The following is a 22516-nucleotide window of genomic DNA, read 5'->3' on the forward strand; positions in this document are numbered from 1 at the left end:
GGCTTACCCACTTGCTTATAGCAAAGCTTTTATTCTCAAAATTTACAATACATTTGCTAGGCAGGTTATTGATATTATCAAAATCATATCGCTCTAAATCCTCTCCCCAAGATTTTGTGCAAGATTTTATATAAGAAAAATTCTTTATCTTTGCGTGTAGCATATAAGTCCCTTATGCGTTTAGATTCACTCCCCAAACACCCTTTTGAAAATAGAATCCACATTTTTTGTGTAGTAGCTAAACTCAAAACATTCTCTAATTGCCGCTTCACCGATAAGTCCCACAAGCTCACTATCTGCTAAAAGATATTGCAAATATAAGCTCTCACCCTTATCGTTTAATGCACTCTTTCCATTTTGCAAATCACCCCAAACTTTCATCGCATTTCTTTGCACGATTTTATAGGCATCTTCGCGAGATACGCCTTTTTTAGGCAGTTCTAGCAAGATTCGCTGTGAAAACACAAGCCCACCTGTAAGGTTTAGATTTTTCATCATATTTTTAGGATACACCACTAGCTTTTCAAGCAGCCCCTTTAAACGCATTAGCATAAAATCTGTGGTGATAAAGCTATCGGGCAAAATAAATCGCTCCACGCTACTATGGCTAATATCTCTTTCGTGCCACAAAGCGACATTTTCCATTGCAGGCATTGCATAAGAGCGGATAATCCTGCAAAGCCCTGTGATGTTTTCACTTAAAATAGGATTTCTTTTGTGTGGCATAGCAGAGCTTCCCTTCTGCCCAGATTCAAAATACTCTTCTGCTTCATAGACTTCTGTGCGTTGCAGGTGTCGCACTTCTACGGCAATTTTCTCACAGCTACTAGCAAGCAGGGCAAAATCGCTCATAAGCCTAGCGTATCTATCCCTTTGTATCACTTGATTACTCACAGGGGCGGGTTTAAGTCCAAGCTCTTTGCACACTAGCGTTTCAAGCTCCATAGGCGTATGGGCGAGATTTCCCATCGCCCCACTTAGCTGCCCCACAGAGATGACTTCTAAAGTGGATTCTAACGCCTTTAAATGTCGCCCTAGCTCATCATACCAAATCGCTAAAACGAGTCCAAAGGTGATAGGCTCTCCGTGGATTCCGTGGCTTCGCCCCACCATTAGCGTGTCTTTATGCTGATATGCACGCACCTTTATCGCTTCTCTCACTTGTCTTATATCATCTAAAATAATCTTTAAGCTATCTCGCATTTGCAACGCTACTGCGGTATCTATGCAATCGCTAGAAGTGATCCCATAATGCACCCAGCGGCTCTCTTCACCCAAGCTCTCCGCCACAGAAGTGGTAAAAGCGATTAAGTCGTGCTTAGTAACCGCTTCAATCTCATCAATCCTAGCGATGTCAAATTTCGCGTTTTTGCATATCTTTTCACAATCACTATCGGGGATTAGCCCTAGCTTATTCCACCCTCTAACTAACGCCTTTTCTACTTCTAGCCAAGCAGAATACTTTGCATTCATATCCCATAGCTTTTTCATCTGCTCTCTTGCGTATCGCTCTACCATAAATGCTCCTTTTTGATTAGATTCTAATACCCTGCATTTTTTAGTTGTTTATATGCTTCGCAGCCATCTTGATAGCCCAAATCACAGGCTTTGCCATAAAGCTCAAGAGCTTTTGCTCCATTTTGCTTCACACCCTGTCCATTTTGGTAGAGAAACCCCAAATTACTACAAGCCACCATACTCCCACCATCACAGGCTTTGGTAAACAACTTAAAAGCTTGAGTATAGTTTTCTATGAGATAGTAATAGCTTGCACAACTAAGCAAATTATCTATATCACAACCCTTTTTATACCAAAGTGTCGCTTGCTTTACATCATTTTTTTTATAATAATAATCGCCAGCAGCATCACAAGCCAAGCCCACCTGCCTTTCACAAGCAGACTTAAGCCACTCTATATCCCCTTTTTCAAAAAGTGCCCTACACGCCTTTTCATCATCATTTTTACACTGCTCCCTTAGGGCTAAGAGCTTCTTATCCACACTTTGTCGCTCCATTTCACTAGAGACATTAGAATCTGTAACCTTAGAGATAATCTCCTCGTGATCCCACAGCACCTTGCCACTTTTTATATCACTCAAAGTGAGTAAAAATATATAATCAACCCTCACAACTTCGCCTATCTTTTTGCTCCTTTGGGCGATTTTGCCGCTAAGTGATAGCTCTGGGGCTTGGAGCGTGTCCTGCTCGTGGGTGGTGTATTGGTTGTAGTTTGGGTCTTTTGTGAGCTTCCTAGAGTCTTTGATAAATCTATCAGCTTTCGCGCCACTGCCAGCGATGGCATTTGTGAGCGTAAATTTACCGCTTTTTCTTAAAGCCCTAGCAAGCTTCCTAGCCATAAGCTCGACATCTATATCTTCGCTTGTCTCATTGGCAATATCCGCGATTGCAAGCAGTCTTTTGCCCTGAAGCGTGCGGACATACTGCGAGTCAAGGAGTGAAGCGGCATTGCTCTCTATCACTTTATCTATATCGTGTATATCAATCCCAAAGGAGACATACGCGCTAGAGTCTTGCACATAGCTCGCACTTTTCACCCCAGCCAAGCCACACACCACGCACACACAAAGCCCTAGCCCAATCCCTAGAATCCACTTTTTCATCTTAGCCCTTAGCTCCCTTTAACAAGCCCAAATTAGAGCACGCATTATAATCAACCTAAGCTTAATAAGCTGCGTGGTATGTGACTAGCCACCCTGGGGGCTAGTCACTTCTTTGCTGGTTTTGGGATACTAGATTCTGGTAAGCAGAATCTTTGTGGCTTTTAGAGGGCGAGTAGATTTTCTATAGCTGTTTGTATGGGTAGTATGCTATCTGGCTCGACAAGTCGCTCGAGCACCTCTTGACCATTTTTGTAGAAAATGAGAGTCGGGATTCTGCGCACGCCTAGTTCATCTTTGAGTGCTTGATTCTCATCAAAATCCAGCAGGATAAATTTCACTTGCGGATACTGCGCTTGTAGCTTTTGTAGGATTGGCTCGATCCGTCGGCAGTCTGGACACCATGGCGCACTCATCTCTACGAGACATAGGCTAGATTCTAGGAGTTTGGGGAGGGTTTGCTGATTGGCAGTTTGCATAGGCTCTCCTTGTATGTGATTGTATAAAAGTGTTCAAATATAGCGCCCAAAGGTAAATTTATACGCAATGTTGTTTTAGTAAATGCAGATACTCTAGTGCAAAGTCGATAAAGCTTATTGCACGATAGTTCCCACGCGCATGCTTGGTGGGCGGGAGTGTTGTATCGATACTGATGAAGAGGATTTCATCAAATGTGCGCGTAAGCTTAGCGAGCTTGCTCTCAATGAGCATAGGCGTAGGAAATGCTAGCGCGAAAATCGCCACTCCACCTATCGTGTCGTTTCTTGCGCGATTTTGTGCATTGCTTGTTATAGCATTTGCCACATCTCCTGCTACGCCACTCATAGCCTCACACATACTAGATTCTAGCGCAGAGTCTAGTGCGCAATCCACAATAAAATCACAGCTTTCATCATAATATGCACGGATACCTGCATGCACTAGCTCGCAGAAAATCATATTCTCAAAGATACTTTGAAAATTTGGCGCACTTGAGAGTGCATAGGGCAGGGCAAAATTATAAAAATACAGCTTGGATTCTCGTTGTGTGGCGTGGGGGAGAGTGAAAATAACTTGCTCATCTTGGAGAGTTTGGATAAGTGCGTAAATCTTGTCTTTGGAGATTTTTTGTTGCTGCTTGAGTAGGCAGTAGGCATTATGTGTGCTAAATGGCTTGCCTTGATAGCGTAGTAGGAAAGTAAAAATATCTGTGTTTTCTCTAGCATAAAGCATGATGATTTCTTGGATTCTCTGGGGGCGTTTGGATTCTGGGATATAGGGCAGTTCAGGGAGATTGCCTTCTTTGAGAAAGCTAGCAAATATAGATTCTAGTTTGTTGCTTTTGCTGCATGAGACATATTCCTCGAAATTCAGCGGTCGCACGCAGTGGGTCGTGAAGCTTGTGCGGATAGATTCTGGGATATGCCTAGGACTTGGAGCGACTATGATAATGTCTTGGTGGGTTGGGATTGTGAGCTCTGGGCGGTAGTTATCGATAATGAGCGCATCAAAGCGTTTTTCCAGCACCTGCTTCAATAGCTCTGCTTGTGCTTCCTCCACCTCCAGCCGCAAATCCGCGCAATCAACTAGGATTGCTCGCTTGTAGTGGCGCACAAGATCGAGTGCGAGCGATGTTTTGCCACATTTAGGTGCGCCATGGAGTAGGATTTTGCGTGCTTTTGGGGTGTTTGCCCGCGGAAAGATTACAAGCCCCCTTACTCTCTCTTCATACGCCCGAGCAAAATCTAGCATAATAATGTGAGCTTGATTTTATGGGTTAGCAGAATCTATGGATTCTGTGAGATTGCTAATGATGGCGCGTAGTCGCTCAAACTGCGCATGTAGCCCTGGGTCTGTGGCGTGATTGACAAAGCTGCCTGAAGCTCGCTCGATGAAGCGCGAGGGCGCTCGTGGTGTGAGAATTGTCTGGAGATCTTGTGCTGGATTTTTCGTCATGGGGGCTTGTGTCAATCGAGCTTGCATGGCGGATTTTGGGATATAGGCGATGATTTGTGTGTGTGCCAGAAATTTCTCCATACTCTGTGCGCCAATACTCTCTAGAAATGGCGCAAACTCGCTGGCATAGTGTCTTAAACAATACATAATGTCTTTTTTTTTATAATGATTGAAGTTATACACATGGCTTGGGTGATTGAAGCCAAAGAGTAGCTTGGGTGATCGGTAGCAGATATGCACGATTCCTGTGCGCATATCTGCTGGTAGAGCGAGTTTAAGGCGCGAGAGATTCTGCCTAGCTCGCAGTTCTCCAGCAAGGGGACGATTATCAGCAAGAAAGGAATCAATAACTTGGCGCATATTCTTCATGGACTGATTGTAGCATACTTTTTGTGTGTTTGCCTGCAAGGCTGCGGATTCCAGGGGAATCCATATTATGGCGATCCTAGCACAGCAAGAAGCTTTAATGATCTTATGATGCTAGAGAGCAAGATTGAGTAAAATCTTTTTGGAGATTCTGGGGATTGGGGCTTTTTCTCGCGGGTTGTTGTTTGGTAGGCTTGCATAGAATCTAGAGAAATCTAATTGTGGCTAATCGCTTGGCTTGTGGGTATCCCTAGTCGCTGATTTTAGCAAACTCATCGCGCAGACGCGCCGCCTCTTCAAACTCCAGATTTTTCGCTGCTTCTAGCATTTTTGCTTTGAGCTCTTTTTTGATTGCGGCACGCTCGGATTTGGGGAGTTTTTGGATTTTGTTTGCTTTGTCATAGAGATTGCTTAGTCCGCTACTTTCGATCTTTAGCTCCTGCTCGACATTGCGTGCGACACTTCTTGGCGTGATATTACGCGCCTTGTTAAACGCTTCTTGTTTGGCGCGGCGATAGTCTGTGATGTCAAACGCCCTTTGCATAGAGTTTGTAACTTTTTTCGCATATAAAATCACCTTGCCATTGACATTCCTAGCCGCTCTCCCCATTGTTTGAATAAGGCTTGTCTCACTGCGTAAGAATCCTTCCTTATCTGCATCCATTATCGCTATTAGGCTCACTTCTGGCAAGTCTAGCCCCTCGCGCAAAAGGTTAATGCCAATCAGCACATCAAATTCCCCTAATCGCAGTGAGCGGATAAGATGATTTCGCTCAATGGCGTCAATATCACTATGCATATAGCGCACCTTTATCCCAAGCTCCCCATAATATTTGCTTAACTCTTCTGCCATTTTTTTCGTCAGCGTGGTGATAAGCACTCGTTCATTATTTTCCATCCTTAGCTTTATCTCATCGTATAAATCAAGCACTTGATTATCACTATCTCGCACTTCATAGAGTGGGTCTAAAAGCCCTGTGGGGCGGATAATCTGCTCGGCAATATGGCTTTGACTAAGCTCTAGCTCTAGCTTTGCAGGCGTAGCAGAGACAAAGAGAAAATGCGGTGCTTTGTTAATAAACTCATCAAAGCGCAAGGGGCGATTATCTAGCGCGCTAGGCAGGCGGAAGCCGTATTCCACAAGCACTTCCTTGCGGCTTCTATCCCCTGCATACATTCCCCCAAATTGCGGCAAACTCACATGCGATTCATCAACGATTAGCAAATATGGCTTGCCCTTTTGCGCAAAATAATCTAGCAAGGAGTAAGGCGTCTCCCCCGGGGCTTTGCCTGTAAGATGTCTAGCATAGTTTTCAATGCCCTTGCAAATGCCTGATTCTCTAATCATCTCTAAATCAAACTCCGTGCGCCCCTTTAGTCGCTGGTATTCTACCTGCTTGTCTTGAGCGGCAAACTCTGCTAGGCGGACTTCTAGCTCGGATTCGATATTACTTAGTGCAGTTTTGAGTCGCTCTTGGCTTACGATAAATTGGTTTGCTGCATACAGCACAAAGGATTCTAGCTTGATAATAAAGCTTCGCTCTAGCGCATTAAACACACTAATACACTCAATCTCATCGCCAAAAAACTCTATGCGGATAAACTCATTTTCATTATACGCTGGGAAAATATCTATCACCTCGCCTCGCACAGCAAAATTTCCCCGCTCTAAGGTTGTGTCATTGCGCGTATAGCCCATATCGACAAGCTTAGTTAGTAGTGCCTTTTGACTATATTCCTGCCCCACTTCTAGCTTTTCTATCATTGTTAAATACTCTTGCGGATTGCCTAGCCCATAGTTTGCCGATACTGAAGCTATCACAATCACATCATCATAGGCTAGCAGTGAAGTCGTGGCTGAAAGCCGCAGCCGCTCTAATTCATCGTTAATGCTAGAATCCTTTTCTATAAACAAATCGCGGCGTGGGATATAGGCTTCTGGCTGGTAGTAGTCAAAGTGGCTGATGAAATACTCCACCTTATTGTTTGGGAAAAAGCCCTTAAACTCGCTATATAGCTGGGCGGCTAGGGTTTTGTTGTGCGTCATTATGAGTGTTGGCATTTGCGCTTTAGCGATGATATTTGCCATCGTGTAGGTTTTGCCACTGCCTGTAACGCCCACAAGTGTGGAGTATTTCGCACCTTGTGCGATAGAGTCTGTGATTTTTTCAATCGCTTGGGGCTGATCGCCTGCTGGAGAGTAGGGGGAATGTAGGAGAAATTGCGCCATTTGCGGTAGCCTTTGTGGAAAATTTGGCTACAATTATAGCCAATGTGGCTTGCGACACATACTTCCTAAGGAATATCAATGACATCAATCACTCAACTTGAAGAAAAGATCACAACCCTACTTAGCGCGTATGAAAGCCTAGCAAGTGAGCTAGAATCCGCACGCAAGGAGCTAGCGACCCTACGCGCAGAGTCTAGTCAAAAAGACTTGCAAATCTCAGCACTTTATGAAGAGATAGGCAGTCGCGACCGCGCCGTAGAATCTCTCTATAACAAAATCTCCACCACGCTTGATGGCAAGCAGGAATCTAGCGGGGGCAATAATGAGTGAGCAGCTAGAGGTGCGGATTTCTGGGAGAGATTTTGGCATATCGCTTAAGGGCTACAATCCAGAGGCTAACCGCGAGATCCGCGCCCAGCTTGCTGGTGAGACGGATTTGCTAGTGCTCCTACGCGCCTATCTCGATGTCGTCCATCAAAAATGCGAGCTAGAATCCAGGATTGCCCAGCTACATGAGAAGCTAGAATCAATACATGCTGCAAAGGTCGTAGATTTTGTCAAGCCCCCACAAGATTCCACAGAGACGAGTGAATCCCAAAGGTTCATCACAAATCCTGCGGATTCTGTGCTAGATTCTCGAGGGTCTAGCACCCTAGATTCTGCTGCTACAAATCCAGCTTCACTAGAGCTCACTATCCCAGAATCTACTGCGCCCATAAGTGCCCCCGTGCATGATTTGTTTAGCGCATTTGACACAGGGCAAGAATCCCCCAAGCAAGAATCCCCCGCACTCTAAGCCACTATGAGCGCCGCATTTTACTACCAGATAGCGCCCGTGGGTGTGCGCTCGCCCATGCTAACTTACGCTAGCCCAAAGCCCCTGCGCGCTGGCACACTACTTACCATAGAGCTGCGCAACAAATCTTGCCAAGGCGTTGTCATCGCGCCAAGTGAAAAGCCAAAATTTGCCTGCAAAGAGATTGTAGAAATTTTGGGTGAGTTTGGCGATGTGCAGCGATTTCTCGCGCATTTCATGGCGCAGTATTATCATGCGAGCCTGCAGGAAAGCTATAAGCTATTTGTCGCATTTAAGAGTGATGAGCATGCGCTGCTGCGCCCGCTAGCCACACCCCAGAATCTAGCTTTGCATGTTGGATTCCATGCTGCCCCATTGCGCTCTCCGCTCTCAAGCAATCGTAAGCGCGAGATTCTCGCCTCCCTCCAAGCCTTAAGCTCCGCACAGCAAGCAGCCTATGAGTTTATAGAATCTAAGCGCGCAGAATCTAATCTAAGCCTGCTTTTTGGCGATACTGGCAGTGGGAAAACAGAAATCTACTTCCATCTCATCGCTCAAGCACTTTTACGGGACAAAAGTGCGTTATTTCTCATGCCAGAAATCTCGCTTACTCCGCAGATTCTCGCGCGTTTGCAAAATGTATTTGGGGATTGTGTGGCACTATGGCATAGCAAAATTAGCCAAGCCAAAAAGCGCAAAATCCTACATGATCTCCATACACAGCGCGTGAAAATCATCGCAGGGGCGCGTAGCGCGCTATTTCTCCCGCTGGCAAATATAGGCACAATCATCGTCGATGAAGAGCATGATGATGCGTATAAATCCCAAAGCACCCCACACTATAATGCCCGTGATATGGCGATTTTGCTTAGTAAATACGCTAGAATTCAAGTTGTGCTAGGCTCTGCCACCCCAAGCCTTACAAGCTACAAACGCGCACTTGATGGTAAGTATCTCTTCCGCTTACGAGGCGGATTCTACCGCGCCAAGAAGCATTATCGCCTAGAATCCAGCGCGACAGCCTTAAGCGATCAGGTGCTTGGCGAGATAGGGCGGGTGCTGGAGCAGGGCAAGCAAGCGATTGTGTTTGTCCCCACTCGCGCGAATTTTAAGGCGCTACTCTGCCTAGAATGCGGCTATGGCTTTGTGTGTCCATTTTGTAGTGTGAATATGAGTGTGCATATTGGGGATAATGCCTTACGCTGCCACTATTGCGGGTATGCACAGATTCTAGCGACTACCTGCCCAGAGTGTGCGAGCCAGAATCTATCTAGCAAGCGTATCGGCACTGCACAAATCGCGCGCGAGCTGCAGGAGGCATTTTTATCCGCACGCATAGGGATATTTGACAAAGATCACACCAGCACGCAAAACAAGCTCACTGCCTTGCTGGGTGATTTTAAGCATGGACGGCTTGATGTGCTTGTAGGCACACAAATGCTTAGCAAAGGGCATGATTATCACAATGTCGCATTAGTATGTGTGCTTGGGATTGATCATGTGCTACAAGGTGGAGATTTCCGCAGCTTTGAAAAGGGGGTGGCATTATTGCACCAAATCGCTGGGAGAACGGGGCGCAAAGAGCATGGCAGGGTGTTTATCCAAAGTTTGCAAAGTGAGTGGATCGCAGGGTTTTTGGAAGATTATGAAGTGTTTTTGCGCTGGGAGCTGGCACATCGATCGCATCTCTATCCGCCGCACACACGCTTAGCGATGATCCACTGCGATCATGTAGATAAGTCTAAAGCCCAAGAGCATATGCACGCCTTGCTGCGTGTGCTAAAGCCACTTGAGCGCGTAGAATCCCGCGCGGTGCTTGGGTTTGGAGCAAATGCCATTGAACGCATTGCAAATAAATGGCGATATCATATTCTGCTGTGGGCAAAGAAGCACATAGACCTTGTGCGAATGATTGAGAGTGCGGAGCAAGCAGTGGGTGGAAAAATTGATGTGGATATGGATTGTATAGATACATTATAATCGATAGACTAGGGGGCAGGGGCGGATCTCTGGCTAGGATAGAGTGGGGCAAACTAGATTCTGGTAAGCAGAATCTAGTTTGATATGAAGCTTAGAATTTATAGGCATAAGAGAGCTGGATTGTGTGATTAGCGAAGCTTGAAGCGCTCCCCTTTAGTATTTTATTTATCGCTACGCGATCTTGGAGTTTATCTGTATAGCCACGATAGATATAAGAGAGCAGAATCTGGTGGTGGGATTTATAGAAATAGTGCAAACCCACTCCACTAGTCCAAGTGAATTTCGTATAGTTAGGGTAGGCAACATCTTCAGTTTGGTGCAACATTGGGTCGCCATATGGGGCGACAATCGTATTAAAAAAGCTCACCCCCTCTACTCCAAAGCCAATATTTGCCCCAAATGTATGCTCTCCGCCATAGATGAAATCATAAAGATAGCGAGCGTCTAGCCCATAAGTTAGAGCGTGGGAGATGAGCGAGAAAGTAGTAGGGCTAACAGCACCATTAAAGATCGCAGAAGCTGTCATGTCTTTAGCACTAAAATTTTCATACCCCAAATAGGCTTTAAAGCGAAATCCTGCATTCTGCGCGTAATACCACTGATAGCCAATATCTAGGGAGATAGGAAATGTGAAGCCATCTTTTTTGGGTTGTTGAGTGATAATGGCATTGGAATTAACTAGATCAAGCCTTGAAGTAGCAGGAGATAGCCCCACACTCACCCCCACAAAGCAGCCTGTATTGCTATGTGCTCCAGCGCAAAAGCCTTTAGATTCTGCGGAGTTAGATTCTATGCTTGTGCTAGATTCTGGGCTAGATTCTGCAGAATCTACTTCCGCATGCAATGCACTAAATGCAATCAGGCTGGTGATTGAGATGACTTGGATAAGCTTTTTCATTGTTGCTCCTGTTTGAAAATAGAGCGCGCATTGTAAATCAAAAAAAAAAAAAAAAACAAGTCAAGGGAGCAGAGCTGATTCTGGCTCGCATCTGCTTGAAAATGACCACAAAGATAAAAGCAAAATTTAAGGCTAGAGCAGGGAAAAATAAGCTAGAATAATCCCAATTTCTACAATAAGGAGAGAAAATGCAGAGCAATGCGGTCTTAGAATATGACTATTCTATAGCAAAATTGTTTTTATACTCCACATTGGCATTTGGGTTTATTGGAATGCTAATTGGTGTAGTTCTTGCGTTTCAGCTGGCGTTCTCAGATCTTAACTACATCGCTAGTGAGTATGGGATTTTTGGGCGATTGCGTCCGCTGCATACAAATGGGATTATTTATGGTTTCACACTCAGTGGGATTTGGGCAGCTTGGTATTACTTGGGGCAAAGAGTGCTTAAAATCACCTATCATCAGCATCCGTTTTTGAAGTTTGTAGGCTTGGCGCATTTTTGGATTTATATTGTGCTTATGCTTTTGGCAGTGGTTACGCTGTTTGCCGGGCTTACGCAGTCTAAAGAATACGCCGAGCTTATTTGGCCTCTTGACTTGCTAGTCGTTGTCGTGTGGGTGCTCTGGGGTGTGAGTATGTTTGGCTCTATGGGGGTTCGTAGAGAAAATGTGATTTATATTTCTTTATGGTATTTCATTGCTACTTTCACGGCGATTGCTGTGCTTTTTATATTTAACAACCTTGCTATCCCGACCTATCTTGTCGCTGGCACAGGAAGCATCTGGCACTCTATCTCACTCTATGCAGGTGGTAACGACGCGCTGATCCAGTGGTGGTGGGGACACAATGCGGTAGCATTTGTTTTCACATCTGGAATTATCGGGGTGATTTACTACTTCTTGCCAAAAGAATCTGGACAGAGTATTTTCTCCTATAAGCTGACACTTTTCTCTTTCTGGAGTTTGATGTTTATCTATATCTGGGCTGGCGGACACCATGTTATTTACTCCACTGTTCCTGATTGGGTGCAAACGCTTGGCTCTGTATTTTCTGTGATTTTGATTCTGCCTTCTTGGGGGACGGCGATCAATATGCTACTTACAATGCGTGGGCAGTGGCATCAGCTTAAAGAATCTCCGCTTATCAAGTTTCTTATGCTTGCAGCGACATTCTATATGCTCTCCACTCTTGAGGGTCCAATCCAATCTATCAAATCCGTCAATGCCCTAGCGCACTTCACTGACTGGATTGTAGGACATGTGCATGATGGTGTGCTTGGCTGGGTAGGATTTACAATCATCGCTGCTTCTTATCATATGCTCCCTAGAATGTATAAGCGAGAAATCTACTCACGCAAGATCATGGATATACAATTTTGGATTATGACAATAGGTATCGTGTTCTACTTCTCTAGTATGTGGATCGCAGGTATCACACAGGGAATGATGTGGCGCGATGTGGATCAAAACGGCTACCTTGCGTATCAGTTTATCGACACAGTAAGTGTGCTATTCCCATACTATTTGATAAGAGCGATTGGCGGAACAATGTATCTTGTAGGCTTTATTATGTTTATCTACAATGTTGCGATGACAATTACAGCAGCAAGACAGCTAGAGAGTGAGCCTAAATCAGCCTCACCTATGGCTGCGTAAGGAGAGATCATGTTTAGTTGGTTAGAAAAAAATCCTTTCTTTTTTACGGTGGCTTTTTTAGTGGTATTTGCTATCGCTGGGCTGGTGGAGATTCTGCCAGACTTCTCGAAGTCTTCTCGCCCGCTTGATGGGCTTAAGCCTTACTCCCTACTAGAAACAGCAGGGCGTCAAGTATATATCAAAGAGGGCTGCTATAACTGCCACTCGCAGCTTATTCGCCCATTTGAAGCAGAAGTCGATCGCTATGGCATGGCAAGTATCAATGGTGAGTATGCGTATGATAGACCATTTCTATGGGGCTCTAAGCGCACGGGACCAGATCTCCACAGAATCGGGGATAGTCGCACGACTGATTGGCATGAAAAGCACATGCTTGACCCAAAAAGCGTAGTCCCAGCTTCTATAATGCCAGCTTATGAACATCTCTATAATAAAAATGTCGATTTCAATACGGCGTATGCTGAGGCATATACGCAGATGAAAGTGTTTGCTGTGCCATATAATACTGAGGGTGGTGTTGCTATTGGGGCAGATATTGAGGAAGCAAAAAAAATCTACCTGCAAGAAGCTCAAGCAATCGTTGATGATATGAAATCTCAAGAAATCAAAGAGGCTCTAGAAAAAGGCGAGGTGAAAGAGATTGTCGCGTTGATCGCCTACCTAAATAGTCTAGGGCAACAAAGAAGAGCGAAGTAGGCTATATGACAGCAGAAAATATAGAGTATCTGCGAGTTGGCGTTTATTTTGTCGTAACGATTTTGCTCATCATCTTTCTATATTCCTATGCAGTGTCTATGTGGCGCAGGCAGAAAAATGGGATATATGACTATGAAAAGTGTGGCAATTTGGCTGTGAATGATGATTTAAACGATGAGCTTGTAGAGCCTAGAATAAAATCAAAGGAGCAGAAATGAATTGGTTGAGTGATAGTGTCAATCTTATTGGGTTGCTTGGGGCACTGGTAATTTTGGTGATTACTATTTATGTTATCGGCTTTTATGTCAAAAAAATGAAGCATGCTTCAAATGATGGAGAGCTAGCCGAGCATGACTGGGACGGGATCAAAGAGTTTAAAAATGATATTCCTATGGGTTGGCTCGTGATTTTTATCTTGGTGATTCTATGGGGATTTTGGTATATGTTTTTTGGCTATCCTCTCAAAAGCTTCTCACAAATCGGGCAGTATAATGAAGAAGTCAAAGCAAGCCATGCGAAGTTTGAAGAGCGCTGGAAAACACTTTCCCAAGAAGATAAAATCTCCATGGGTGAGGGGATTTTTCTTGTGCAGTGCTCGCAGTGCCATGGATTAAATGCAGAGGGGATTGATGGTCAAGCCCAGAATCTCCGTGCATGGGGGAAAGAAGAGGGTATTATCCATACCATAGATACAGGAAGCAAGGGGCTTAACTATATCGCTGGAGAAATGCCTCCGGGATTGCTTGCTAGCGATGATGAAAAGCGACAAGTTGCAGCCTATATCATGAAGACTTTTGCTCCTGGCAAATCGACAAAATACTCCCAGGCTGATGTAGAAGCAGGCAAAGTTGTGTATCAAAATGTCTGTGCTACTTGCCATGCTAATGATGGAAGTGGCAATGCTAATGGTATAGAAGGTTTTGCTTCAGATCTTCGCACCTACGGGGACCATGTGCTTGTCGAGCAAGTGCTAAAAAATGGCAAAAAGGGCTTCATAGGTAAAATGCCTTCGTTTGGCTATGCGAATTTCAGCGAGAAACAAGTTGAGGCATTAGCAGCGTATATTAACTCTCTAAAAGTTCAAGATTAAGGAGCGGAGCATGAATGGCTTGTTTGGTGTTAATGGTCTTTTGGGATTTTTGGTAGCAGTTGTTCTTGTTGTGGGACTTGCGATAGGCTTTGGGACTTTGGCTGTGAGTGTCCAGAGCAATAATGCGCAAAACTACTACAAAATCGAAAACTACAAAGAAATCAAAGCACAGAGCGTAGAAAATAAAGATTTCTTCCAAGATGTGCGATAAGGAGTTGATATGTTTACTGGTGCAGAAAAAATTCTAGGTGCTTTGATTGTCGTGCTCGCAGTGGTGTCTATAGTGATTGCTTTTATTCCTGATGGGCTTTTGCATCTTGTTTAACAATTATTCAATGCCAAGACTCATTTTTTGGGCTTTGGCATTTTTTTTGAGCTTTAGTTTTTCTTATGCGCAAAATCCTGTTTCTACCCAGAATCTAACTTCTGGCTTTGTCATAGGCAATACAAATCAAACCATAGTTCCTAAAACCAACGAATTTATCCAAACACTTTCGGCAGAAATTTTTCATAAAACTGGCGTAAAAGTTTATATTGATGTTATTGATACCATTACGCTTCCCTCCGCTTATCCCACAAAACAGGCTCGCAAGGAATACCAAGAACAGCTTGCGCAAAGCTTGCAGTCCCCCTATGTCGTAGTGTTTTTGTTTGTGCAGGAGAGAAAGTTTGACTTCCTAAGCAGCGAGGATTTGCATGAGTTTCTTGATAGCAAAAAGCTAGATTCTATCTATTTTGATTATATGGCGCCGTTGCTGCCAGAGAAAGAGCAAGAGCTCACACCGCAGAGATATTCTAGTATTATCCTCAATGGATATGCTGAGATTGCCGATGTGATTGCAGAGCATTATGAAGTAAAGCTTGAGAATAATATTGAGACAAACGGACAGGGCGTGCGCACTTTTGTTCGGTTTGTTATGTATGGTATGATACTTGTCTTGCTCGGGCTCTTTATCGTAGCGCATTTTTTCAGCAGAAAACCAACCAAATAAGGACACACATGGCGACCAACACCCAGGAATCCTCTACCCAGCACCATTCAAATGCTCCCAAAAATCCGCGTAACCTCTGGCCATATGGGATTTTGGCAGTTATTTTTATTGGTATTATTTTGATCTGTGTATCTGTGTATATCTCTGTAAAACACCCAGTAAATGATAATAAACCATTTTTCCAAAAGCATAGCGACACAGAGGAGCATATCAACGATCTTTTGGCAGATACTATGTTGCTTGGCGAGTATTATGATTTCTATATCCAAGCCAATGCCAAGCCCACGAGGGATAGCGTGTTTAGACCGTATTCTCCCTATTTTCGCCCTCCACATCGAGACAAAGATGAGCAAAATCCATCGACAATTCTTTTCACTAAAGAGATAAATACACTTTATCTCTTGGCTGATGTGATTGAAGCGGGCGTTGAAGAGGGCAAATCACTCAAAGATCTTTCTATCCAGGCTTTTATCCAAAAGATTGGCGGTGTGAAACCCCAAGAAATCCATATCTATGACCCAAGCACAAAATCTTTCATCAAAAGCACTCCAAAAGATAAAGAAAGCCATATTCCCATAGGTGAGCTGACATTCGATGCTAAAAGACAGCTTTTCGTAAGCCCTTCATTTGAGGTGGAGATTGAGGGGCGCTGGATTGTCTCGCTGCAAATCACTGCCAAGCAGGGCGAGCAGGATATCTATGCTGTGCTAGAGCAAGAGTTTTTCAGTATGCCAAAGCCAAGACCAAACTAGCAGACAAAAGGATCAAGTCTGGTGAAATCAATAAACAGCCCAAAGACACAAAGGCATAGGTGCAGCCAGAGCAATGGTTTTATCATGCTTGAAGTGGTATTTGCTCTAGCTATCGTTGGTGTGGCGTTTGGGATTCTGGCGCATTTTTACCTGACGAGATCTCATACTGGTGATTTTCCTGTCGCGGAGCTTGATACTTTGCAAGAGCGTGCATTGCAGGATTTAGAATCCAAGCTTAACGCAAAAGTGCATACTATTGTTGGCACAGATGGAGCATTTTGCGAGGGGCAGCTTTTTAGCACGACACAATCCCAAAGCACTTTAAAATTTTTTGTGCCAACCCACTGCGATAAGCCTTAGCTGGGCGGCTAGATTCTGCGCATGCCACATAGCCTCTCTCATCTCCCAGATTCCCAGAGCCTAGCCTGTCGCAGTGGTTTTGTTTTGCTTGAGTTTGTCTTTAGCATTGTTATTATTTCAACTATTGCCATTGCACTTATGAAGCTAACCCTCTCGCTCCACAAGCAGCATAATGCCAAAAGCAGCCAGACCTTAGCCCAGATTTCGCTAGCAAATGCTGCTGATATCGTGCGGAATTACCTCGAGGTAGAATCTAGCTTCCAGTTTGTGGATTTTTCGTTACAGCTCCCTACTCATAGTATCGTGCTCCAGCACTCTACGCTACTGCTTGATGGAGTAATGCTTGCTGAGAATATCACAAACTTCCAAGTGCGCTTGCTTCCTGCTCAAATGACTTCTGCGCAGGCATTTAGCGTGGATTTGTGCGCGAGCTTTGCCAGTGCTAAAACTCCAATATGCGTCAATCGTGTTGGCTGGCTGCGTTCATAATGCCACTAGAATCTAAAGCCCTAGATTCTAGGGTAGATTGTGTGAAAGCGGATTCTGGGATTTTGGACTTTACACGCCCTGTTAGCATACAATCCTCGCCTCCTGGCACCAGAGCCGCCTATGCGCTTTTGTATGCGATGATGTTTTTGCTACTTATTACATTTTTTATCATGCAGTTTCGCGCAAACACAGCCATAACGCTTGATAGGATTGTTAATGCACATATTAGATTCCAATCCCAGCTTTACTTGCACTCCCTTGAGCAAGCAGCCAGAATCTGCCGCGATGACCCAAGGCTTTTGGCGCTAGATTTTACGCTGGATTCTGGCTATGTTGGAGGGTTTGAAATTGTGGGGAAGCAGGCATTTCTCTATATCGAGGCATTAAATCGTCGCACGGGACAAATCTTGCGTAGCACAAAAGAAATCACACTGCCATAACAAGCGCTAATGATTTTAAAGTGAAATAACGATGCCTAGCGGAATCTGTCTATAAAATTTGAAAGCTTTTCAATCAGGGAAGAAAGACGAGTGGTGCGGAAGAGAGGACTTGAACCTCCATGCCTTGCGGCGCCAGATCCTAAGTCTGGTGCGTCTGCCAGTTTCGCCACTTCCGCGCTAGAATTTTGAGAAATCACAAACTATTTGGAAGCGCAAATTATAATCTGTAAAAATTAAAACCAGCTGAAATAAGCCGTGCCAATAGATTCTGGATAGAGTCTATTCCGTGATTTATTAGGCTTTATTTGACAAGGTGGCTAACCAATCAAAACTTCTCGCCCCACAAATTTCGCGGAAACTCAAATGCCACATAAGCGCAAGCTTGAGTCAAAGCGCGGATTTTATCTTTTTCTTATGCGTGAGATTCTATAATCCCCGAAAATTTGAAAGGATCATCTATGGAGAAGAAAAAGCGCGTTTTGGTGAAGTTTTCTGGGGAGGCACTTGCTGGGGAAAATGGCTTTGGTATAGAGCCAAAGATTCTTAGCTACATCGCAGAGGAAATCGCTTCGCTACTAGAAGCGGATATAGAAGTGGGCATTGTCATTGGCGGGGGGAATATTATCCGCGGAGTAAGTGCGGCGCAAGGTGGGGTGATCCGCCGCACAAGTGGGGATTATATGGGTATGCTAGCCACAGTGATCAATGCTGTGGCTATGCAAGAAGCCCTAGAGCATAGCGGCGTTGATGTGCGAGTGCAAAGCGCGATTGAGATTAAAGAAATTTGCGAGAGCTATATTTACCGCCGCGCTATTCGGCATTTAGAAAAGGGGCGCGTGGTGATTTTTGCCGCAGGGACTGGGAATCCATTTTTCACCACAGATACGACAGCTACACTTCGCGCGGTAGAGATTGGTGCGGACTATGTGATTAAGGCTACAAAAGTCGATGGCGTGTATGACAAAGACCCTAAGAAATACGCCGATGCCAAGCGGCTTGATACTATTTCTTATGACGCGGCATTGGCGGAGAATATCAAAGTGATGGACGACACAGCAATCGCCCTAGCTAAAGATAATCGCCTGCCAATCATTGTGTGCAATATGTTTAAAGCAGGAAATCTCCTAGATATTGTGCGCGATGGCAAAGGTGTATTCTCGGTGGTGCGTTAGGTTTTAGGAATTTTTTAGCTATCATCTGCCATAATGCGCGCTCATTTGCCTATACGAGTAGGGGAGAGATCCGAAAGATAGCAGATAGTAATACCTAAGGAGAACAAATGAAAGCATTGCTTGTATTGTGTTTTGGTTTTGTGGCGTTTGCGTTTGCTGGAGAGAGTGTATTTAGTGGTAGCGATCTGTCTTTGCTGCTTGCTCTATCTGTGGCTGGCGGTGTTATTGGATTAGGGATTGCCGCTCTTGGTGGAGCTATCGGTATGGGAAATGCTGCTGCTGCGACTATCTCTGGGACTGCACGAAATCCAGGAATCGGCGGAAAGCTCCTTGGGACAATGTTTATCGCACTAGCACTTATCGAAGCGCAAGTTATTTATACACTTGTTTTTGCGATTATCGCTATTTATGGGAATCCATTCCTGCCAGAATCTAAAATCATTGTAGAAGCTTTCAAAGCGCTTCTTGGTTAGCTAGATTCTCTTCTCCCGCCTTGTGCGGGATATGCGCTGGTGGTGGAATTGGTAGACACACCATCTTGAGGGGGTGGCGGGGCGACCCGTGCGAGTTCAAGTCTCGCTCAGCGCACCATATATGCCGAAGTGGTGAAACTGGTAGACGCGCTAGACTCAAAATCTAGTAAGGGCAACCTTGTGTCGGTTCAAGTCCGACCTTCGGCACCACACACATCACTTTCTATATTTATTCAAACTCTCGATGAAGAATTACCATGCAGCTAGCTTGTATGCCGTTTTTAGCACAGGGGAAGTATTTGCTTGGATTCTCTGGTGGGGCGGATTCTCTAGCACTTTTCTTTCTTCTACTGGAATCTCATGTAGAGTTTGACATTGCTATTGTTGATTATGGTGTGCGCCCAGAGAGTGTTGAGGAAATTGTCTCCGCACACACATTGGCTAAATCCCATCACAAGCGCTGCTTCAGCGTGAAATCCCCGACTTTTGCAAGCAATTTTGAAGCAAATGCGCGCGACTTTCGTTATAAGTTTTTCAGCTCGCTCATTGCTACGCATGGCTATGATGGCTTGATTTTAGCTCATCATTTAAACGACAGAATCGAGTGGCTACTACTACGGCTTGGCAAAGGAAGCGGGCTTGCAGGCTTGCTTGGGTTTGATGAGATTGGCTGGTATTACCCCACTCATGCTGCTCCGTATCCTATCATTCGTCCATTGCTTTGGGCGCGCAAAGAGGAGATTCTAGCTTATTGCGATCAAAATAGCTTGCAATTTTTCACCGATAGTAGCAATAATGACACCGCTTACGAGCGCAATTTTATCCGTCATCATCTCGCTAATGTATTTATCAAGCACTATCACAAAGGCTTGCAAGAGAGTCTCAAACTCCTTGCTGCTGAACGCGATGAGCTCTATCAAGGAGGATTTAGGATTGTAGCAGCACACCTAGAGCCTACACAACCATCTAGCCCCCCATACTCCACCACACCCTTAAAGCACATCAAGTCGCCAAAGCAGCCCGGCTCTAGCACGCTTCCGCCACCCAAAGAATCCATAGATTCTGGTGCAAGACTTATTTGTGTGAGTGCTTTTAGCAAGCTCCAAGCCCTCCATCACATAGCCACTGCGCTAAAGACCTGTGGCTATGTCTTATCACGCAAGCAGCGCGAAGAGATTTTGCGTGCGCATTTCTCTTGCGAGTTTCGCACTAGCGTTCGTGCATTTTATATCGAGCCGTGTCCCGCTGCCTTGTGTGTCGAATTATCCGTCGCAGATTCTGCCGCACTAGAATCCAGTGTGGCAGAATCCAGCACCCCTAGCCTGCGGATTCTCATCATCGCACAGAATCTACTTCCTACTGAAGTCCCTGGGCTAACCCTCCCGCCTAGCCAGCCTATGCCCAAACATATTAAAGAGCTTTGTCGCAAGCATGCTGTCCCCCCGCGCCTACGCCCAATTCTCTATGGTATAAGCATGCGTGAGTGTGCTGGCACAGATCGTAGTCTGGCTTGCGCTATGGAGGAGATTCTTGCACGCGTAGAGCAGGAGTTTATCGCGCTAGAATCCAGCGCACGAGGTAATCCTGTGTGATAGGGCTTAGAATCTAACTTGTTAGAATCCGTGGGCATAAAATACCCGCGTTTGTATTGTGCATGATTCATAAAATCCTTGTAAAGAAATTTACTGCATAGGCTTAAAAGCCCTTTGATTGTAGTGATAAAAAATACAAGAATAATAAAAGTTCTCCATAAAACCATGATAAAAAATCAAAGCAGCGTTTGTGGCTTTCGGGCGTGCTTTGCTTTATTGTGAATGATTTTTGAGCAAAAATGGCGTGTCTTGATAGACGAGATTTAGCCAATTACTAAAGATCACACTCGCACTTGATCGCCATTGAAACATAATCTCCCCATTTGGCGCGTAATACCCCACAGGCTTAGGCGTGCTAAGTCCGCTTGCTTGATCGCGCTTATATTCTTTGTCGAGCGTGTCTCTGGCATATTCTGGATGCCCTAGGATAAAGACATCTTTGCTATCTTTAAGCATTGTAGCCCCACTTTGCTCCCCTGCTAGAAGCACAGATAGCCCCTGCGCCTGTGTAATCGCGCCATCAAAGCGATTATGCGCAATCTCGCTAAAGTAATTTGTAGAATCTCTCTAGGTGGGATTGGGGGGTGTTTTGCCGATGTAGCTCTGCGTGGCTAGCAGTGTGATACGCACCTGCAAGGTGCTAAATGCGGGGATGGTTTTGGGGATAATGATTGGCATAGGGGTCTCCTTAGTTTTAGTTTTGGGTTGGTGGATTCGGCTTTGCGCGATAAATTGGGGATTTCATCGCCGCTCGATAGACCTCCAAGTTTTATCTCCTTGCGCGGCTCGCAATGACAAGAAAAGCTGCTTTCTTTCAAAAAGATTCTAAGCATTGCGGTGGGGCTGTGGTTGCTTTACGCGATTTTTAGGGTAGAGCTAGACTAGAGGTCTGTGGTTGCCCTAAAAATCGCGTAATCAATCGCATTGCCTACCCAAAGCTGAATCTTAATTTTACTTTAACGCCTGCGCTAGGTCGGCTATTAGATCCGCGCTATCTTCAAGCCCCACCGACACACGCACACACGCAGGTGAAATCCCAGCCGATAGCAGCTCGCTTTGGGAGAGCTGGAAATGTGTGGTAGAAGCGGGGTGGATCACAAGTGATTTGGCATCGCCGATATTTGCGCTGATACAAAAGAGCTTTAGCCTATCGCACAATGCCTTAGCCTTCTCATAGCTCTCTAGCTCAAAGCTAAAAAGCCCACTCGCATAGCCACTTGTGAAATACTGCTTAAATCGCTCATAGTAGGGGCTAGATTCTAGGCTTTTGGTGCTAGCAGTGGCGCGCTAGAATCTATGGGCTTTTTATGCTACAATCTCGGGCTTTGCTTAAGGGGCTAGATTCTAGCTTACTAGCTTAACTCTGGCTTGCTGGCTTAGGTGGAATCTAAAAGAATTAGCTCAAGGATTAGGGAATGTTTGAAGCGACAACCATGCTTGCATACAAGGGCGTATATCAAGGTAAGAGCGTGGCAGTCATCGGCGGAGATGGGCAGGTGAGCTTTGGCAACTGCGTGATGAAGGGCAATGCCAAAAAAATCCGCACGCTTTATAATGGGCAGATTTTAAGCGGGTTTGCTGGAAGCACTGCTGATGCGTTTAGCTTATTTGAGTCGTTTGAGCGGATTTTAGAGGGGAGAAAGGGGGATTTAATGCGATCAGTGCTGGAGTTTGCCAAGCAGTGGCGTAGTGATAAGTATCTGCGCAAGCTTGAAGCGATGATGATTGTGCTAAATACAGAGCATATTTTTATCCTAAGTGGGACAGGCGATGTGCTAGAGCCAGAAGATGGCAAGATCGCCGCCATTGGCAGTGGGGGGAGCTACGCGCTAAGCGCGGCTAGGGCGTTGGACAGGCATTCTAGCATAGCACCAAGGGAGCTTGTGGAGCACTCATTACAAATCGCTGGGGAGCTATGTATCTATACCAATACCAATATCTCAATCTTGGAGCTTGATAATGGATAAGCAGCAAAGTAGAGC

At 45.0% G+C, this 22516-nt stretch carries 26 protein-coding genes, 3 tRNA genes and 1 pseudogene; 20 read left to right on the top strand and 10 right to left on the bottom strand.

The window, feature by feature from the left end; all coding sequences use genetic code 11:
* Positions 1-186: 186 nt before the first annotated feature.
* The 5 genes from purB to Q0171_RS03360 form a co-directional block, all read right to left on the bottom strand.
* Positions 187-1518 (bottom strand): adenylosuccinate lyase, encoded by a 1332-nt coding sequence (gene purB / locus Q0171_RS03340; RefSeq protein WP_299326768.1) that lies wholly within the window; start codon positions 1516-1518, stop codon positions 187-189.
* 23 nt (positions 1519-1541) lie between these two features.
* Positions 1542-2621 (bottom strand): hypothetical protein, encoded by a 1080-nt coding sequence (locus Q0171_RS03345; RefSeq protein WP_299326770.1) that lies wholly within the window; start codon positions 2619-2621, stop codon positions 1542-1544.
* A 161-nt stretch (positions 2622-2782) separates the two neighbouring features.
* On the bottom strand, positions 2783-3097 hold the full coding sequence (locus Q0171_RS03350) for a thioredoxin family protein (RefSeq protein WP_299326772.1): 315 nt from the start codon (positions 3095-3097) through the stop codon (positions 2783-2785).
* A 58-nt stretch (positions 3098-3155) separates the two neighbouring features.
* Positions 3156-4349, bottom strand: a complete 1194-nt coding sequence (locus Q0171_RS03355; protein WP_299326774.1) for a hypothetical protein — start codon at positions 4347-4349, stop codon at positions 3156-3158.
* An 18-nt stretch (positions 4350-4367) separates the two neighbouring features.
* Positions 4368-4913 (bottom strand): hypothetical protein, encoded by a 546-nt coding sequence (locus tag Q0171_RS03360; RefSeq protein WP_299326776.1) that lies wholly within the window; start codon positions 4911-4913, stop codon positions 4368-4370.
* On the opposite strand from Q0171_RS03360, the gene Q0171_RS03365 reads away from it, so the two are divergent.
* The gene (locus Q0171_RS03365; RefSeq protein ID WP_299326779.1) at positions 4905-5054 is read left to right on the top strand and encodes a hypothetical protein; all 150 of its coding nucleotides are present in this window, start codon (positions 4905-4907) and stop codon (positions 5052-5054) included. The two genes, Q0171_RS03360 and Q0171_RS03365, sit on opposite strands and share 9 nt — an antisense overlap.
* Before the next feature lie 115 nt (positions 5055-5169).
* On the opposite strand, the gene uvrB is transcribed toward Q0171_RS03365, so the two are convergent.
* On the bottom strand, positions 5170-7149 hold the full coding sequence (gene uvrB / locus Q0171_RS03370; protein WP_299326781.1) for an excinuclease ABC subunit UvrB: 1980 nt from the start codon (positions 7147-7149) through the stop codon (positions 5170-5172).
* Positions 7150-7227: 78 nt separating this feature from the next.
* Here uvrB and Q0171_RS03375 point away from each other — a divergent pair, with 78 nt between their 5' ends.
* Genes Q0171_RS03375 through Q0171_RS03385 form a run of 3 tightly spaced genes read left to right on the top strand, consistent with a single transcriptional unit; the run spans position 7228 to position 9925 of the window.
* Positions 7228-7479 (top strand): hypothetical protein, encoded by a 252-nt coding sequence (locus Q0171_RS03375; protein ID WP_150336626.1) that lies wholly within the window; start codon positions 7228-7230, stop codon positions 7477-7479.
* Entirely contained in the window at positions 7472-7945 is a 474-nt protein-coding gene (locus Q0171_RS03380; protein WP_299326785.1) for a hypothetical protein, read from the top strand. The genes Q0171_RS03375 and Q0171_RS03380 overlap by 8 nt, the downstream gene beginning before the upstream one ends.
* Positions 7946-7951: 6 nt before the next feature.
* Positions 7952-9925 (top strand): primosomal protein N', encoded by a 1974-nt coding sequence (locus Q0171_RS03385; RefSeq protein ID WP_299326787.1) that lies wholly within the window; start codon positions 7952-7954, stop codon positions 9923-9925.
* A 91-nt stretch (positions 9926-10016) separates the two neighbouring features.
* Here Q0171_RS03385 and Q0171_RS03390 read toward each other — a convergent pair whose 3' ends face one another.
* On the bottom strand, positions 10017-10823 hold the full coding sequence (locus Q0171_RS03390) for an outer membrane beta-barrel protein (protein WP_299326789.1): 807 nt from the start codon (positions 10821-10823) through the stop codon (positions 10017-10019).
* A 188-nt stretch (positions 10824-11011) separates the two neighbouring features.
* Here Q0171_RS03390 and ccoN point away from each other — a divergent pair, with 188 nt between their 5' ends.
* The 10 genes from ccoN to Q0171_RS03440 all read left to right on the top strand — a co-directional run bounded on the left by ccoN (position 11012) and on the right by Q0171_RS03440 (position 17297).
* A complete protein-coding gene (gene ccoN / locus Q0171_RS03395) occupies positions 11012-12478 on the top strand; it encodes a cytochrome-c oxidase, cbb3-type subunit I (protein WP_299326791.1) in 1467 nt (488 codons plus the stop codon).
* Positions 12479-12487: 9 nt separating this feature from the next.
* The gene (gene ccoO / locus Q0171_RS03400) at positions 12488-13174 is read left to right on the top strand and encodes a cytochrome-c oxidase, cbb3-type subunit II (RefSeq protein WP_299326793.1); all 687 of its coding nucleotides are present in this window, start codon (positions 12488-12490) and stop codon (positions 13172-13174) included.
* A gap of 5 nt (positions 13175-13179) precedes the next feature.
* Positions 13180-13392 carry a cytochrome c oxidase, cbb3-type, CcoQ subunit gene (locus Q0171_RS03405; RefSeq protein WP_299326795.1) on the top strand — a complete coding sequence of 71 codons (213 nt, stop codon included), beginning with the start codon at positions 13180-13182 and terminating at the stop codon, positions 13390-13392.
* Complete coding sequence (locus Q0171_RS03410) at positions 13389-14264, top strand: c-type cytochrome (RefSeq protein ID WP_299326797.1); 876 nt, start codon at positions 13389-13391, stop codon at positions 14262-14264. Before Q0171_RS03405 ends, Q0171_RS03410 begins: the two co-directional genes overlap by 4 nt.
* 10 nt (positions 14265-14274) lie before the next feature.
* Positions 14275-14475, top strand: a complete 201-nt coding sequence (locus tag Q0171_RS03415) for a DUF4006 family protein (RefSeq protein WP_299326799.1) — start codon at positions 14275-14277, stop codon at positions 14473-14475.
* Between the two features lie 160 nt (positions 14476-14635).
* Positions 14636-15256 (top strand): hypothetical protein, encoded by a 621-nt coding sequence (locus tag Q0171_RS03420; protein WP_299326801.1) that lies wholly within the window; start codon positions 14636-14638, stop codon positions 15254-15256.
* A gap of 8 nt (positions 15257-15264) precedes the next feature.
* Complete coding sequence (locus tag Q0171_RS03425; RefSeq protein WP_299326803.1) at positions 15265-16008, top strand: hypothetical protein; 744 nt, start codon at positions 15265-15267, stop codon at positions 16006-16008.
* A 21-nt stretch (positions 16009-16029) separates the two neighbouring features.
* Positions 16030-16368: a hypothetical protein gene (locus Q0171_RS03430; RefSeq protein WP_299326805.1), complete on the top strand. Its 339-nt coding sequence runs from the start codon at positions 16030-16032 to the stop codon at positions 16366-16368.
* A gap of 21 nt (positions 16369-16389) precedes the next feature.
* On the top strand, positions 16390-16857 hold the full coding sequence (locus Q0171_RS03435; protein WP_299326807.1) for a hypothetical protein: 468 nt from the start codon (positions 16390-16392) through the stop codon (positions 16855-16857).
* Complete coding sequence (locus tag Q0171_RS03440) at positions 16824-17297, top strand: hypothetical protein (protein ID WP_299326808.1); 474 nt, start codon at positions 16824-16826, stop codon at positions 17295-17297. Before Q0171_RS03435 ends, Q0171_RS03440 begins: the two co-directional genes overlap by 34 nt.
* A 91-nt stretch (positions 17298-17388) precedes the next feature.
* Here Q0171_RS03440 and Q0171_RS03445 read toward each other — a convergent pair.
* Positions 17389-17473, bottom strand: a tRNA-Leu gene (locus tag Q0171_RS03445).
* Positions 17474-17755: 282 nt separating this feature from the next.
* Here Q0171_RS03445 and pyrH point away from each other — a divergent pair.
* From pyrH to tilS, 5 genes are all read left to right on the top strand, one after another.
* The gene (pyrH, locus tag Q0171_RS03450) at positions 17756-18469 is read left to right on the top strand and encodes a UMP kinase (protein WP_299326810.1); all 714 of its coding nucleotides are present in this window, start codon (positions 17756-17758) and stop codon (positions 18467-18469) included.
* Between the two features lie 107 nt (positions 18470-18576).
* Complete coding sequence (locus Q0171_RS03455; protein WP_299326812.1) at positions 18577-18942, top strand: F0F1 ATP synthase subunit C; 366 nt, start codon at positions 18577-18579, stop codon at positions 18940-18942.
* 33 nt (positions 18943-18975) lie between these two features.
* A tRNA-Leu gene (locus tag Q0171_RS03460) sits at positions 18976-19060 on the top strand.
* 5 nt (positions 19061-19065) lie between these two features.
* Positions 19066-19152, top strand: a tRNA-Leu gene (locus tag Q0171_RS03465).
* A gap of 47 nt (positions 19153-19199) precedes the next feature.
* On the top strand, positions 19200-20534 hold the full coding sequence (tilS, locus tag Q0171_RS03470) for a tRNA lysidine(34) synthetase TilS (protein WP_299326814.1): 1335 nt from the start codon (positions 19200-19202) through the stop codon (positions 20532-20534).
* Positions 20535-20747: 213 nt separating this feature from the next.
* Here tilS and Q0171_RS03475 read toward each other — a convergent pair whose 3' ends face one another.
* On the bottom strand, positions 20748-21074 hold the full coding sequence (locus Q0171_RS03475) for a homoserine O-succinyltransferase (RefSeq protein WP_317279195.1): 327 nt from the start codon (positions 21072-21074) through the stop codon (positions 20748-20750).
* Between the two features lie 411 nt (positions 21075-21485).
* A pseudogene (locus Q0171_RS03480) lies at positions 21486-21788 on the bottom strand (PLP-dependent transferase); the annotation flags it as partial.
* 161 nt (positions 21789-21949) lie between these two features.
* Here Q0171_RS03480 and hslV point away from each other — a divergent pair.
* Positions 21950-22501 carry an ATP-dependent protease subunit HslV gene (hslV, locus tag Q0171_RS03485; protein ID WP_299326816.1) on the top strand — a complete coding sequence of 184 codons (552 nt, stop codon included), beginning with the start codon at positions 21950-21952 and terminating at the stop codon, positions 22499-22501.
* Positions 22502-22516 lie beyond the last annotated feature (15 nt).

Source organism: uncultured Helicobacter sp. (assembly GCF_937906905.1).
Taxonomy (GTDB): domain Bacteria; phylum Campylobacterota; class Campylobacteria; order Campylobacterales; family Helicobacteraceae; genus Helicobacter_B.

Coding starts and splice junctions, on each gene's coding strand:
- purB (WP_299326768.1), bottom strand. CDS start 1,518: ATGGTAGAGCGATACGCAAGAGAGCAGATGAAAAAGCTATGGGATATG.
- Q0171_RS03345 (WP_299326770.1), bottom strand. CDS start 2,621: ATGAAAAAGTGGATTCTAGGGATTGGGCTAGGGCTTTGTGTGTGCGTG.
- Q0171_RS03350 (WP_299326772.1), bottom strand. CDS start 3,097: ATGCAAACTGCCAATCAGCAAACCCTCCCCAAACTCCTAGAATCTAGC.
- Q0171_RS03355 (WP_299326774.1), bottom strand. CDS start 4,349: ATGCTAGATTTTGCTCGGGCGTATGAAGAGAGAGTAAGGGGGCTTGTA.
- Q0171_RS03360 (WP_299326776.1), bottom strand. CDS start 4,913: ATGCGCCAAGTTATTGATTCCTTTCTTGCTGATAATCGTCCCCTTGCT.
- uvrB (WP_299326781.1), bottom strand. CDS start 7,149: ATGGCGCAATTTCTCCTACATTCCCCCTACTCTCCAGCAGGCGATCAG.
- Q0171_RS03375 (WP_150336626.1), top strand. CDS start 7,228: ATGACATCAATCACTCAACTTGAAGAAAAGATCACAACCCTACTTAGC.
- Q0171_RS03380 (WP_299326785.1), top strand. CDS start 7,472: ATGAGTGAGCAGCTAGAGGTGCGGATTTCTGGGAGAGATTTTGGCATA.
- Q0171_RS03385 (WP_299326787.1), top strand. CDS start 7,952: ATGAGCGCCGCATTTTACTACCAGATAGCGCCCGTGGGTGTGCGCTCG.
- Q0171_RS03390 (WP_299326789.1), bottom strand. CDS start 10,823: ATGAAAAAGCTTATCCAAGTCATCTCAATCACCAGCCTGATTGCATTT.
- ccoN (WP_299326791.1), top strand. CDS start 11,012: ATGCAGAGCAATGCGGTCTTAGAATATGACTATTCTATAGCAAAATTG.
- ccoO (WP_299326793.1), top strand. CDS start 12,488: ATGTTTAGTTGGTTAGAAAAAAATCCTTTCTTTTTTACGGTGGCTTTT.
- Q0171_RS03405 (WP_299326795.1), top strand. CDS start 13,180: ATGACAGCAGAAAATATAGAGTATCTGCGAGTTGGCGTTTATTTTGTC.
- Q0171_RS03410 (WP_299326797.1), top strand. CDS start 13,389: ATGAATTGGTTGAGTGATAGTGTCAATCTTATTGGGTTGCTTGGGGCA.
- Q0171_RS03415 (WP_299326799.1), top strand. CDS start 14,275: ATGAATGGCTTGTTTGGTGTTAATGGTCTTTTGGGATTTTTGGTAGCA.
- Q0171_RS03425 (WP_299326803.1), top strand. CDS start 15,265: ATGGCGACCAACACCCAGGAATCCTCTACCCAGCACCATTCAAATGCT.
- Q0171_RS03435 (WP_299326807.1), top strand. CDS start 16,390: ATGCCACATAGCCTCTCTCATCTCCCAGATTCCCAGAGCCTAGCCTGT.
- Q0171_RS03440 (WP_299326808.1), top strand. CDS start 16,824: ATGCGTCAATCGTGTTGGCTGGCTGCGTTCATAATGCCACTAGAATCT.
- pyrH (WP_299326810.1), top strand. CDS start 17,756: ATGGAGAAGAAAAAGCGCGTTTTGGTGAAGTTTTCTGGGGAGGCACTT.
- Q0171_RS03455 (WP_299326812.1), top strand. CDS start 18,577: ATGAAAGCATTGCTTGTATTGTGTTTTGGTTTTGTGGCGTTTGCGTTT.
- tilS (WP_299326814.1), top strand. CDS start 19,200: ATGCAGCTAGCTTGTATGCCGTTTTTAGCACAGGGGAAGTATTTGCTT.
- hslV (WP_299326816.1), top strand. CDS start 21,950: ATGTTTGAAGCGACAACCATGCTTGCATACAAGGGCGTATATCAAGGT.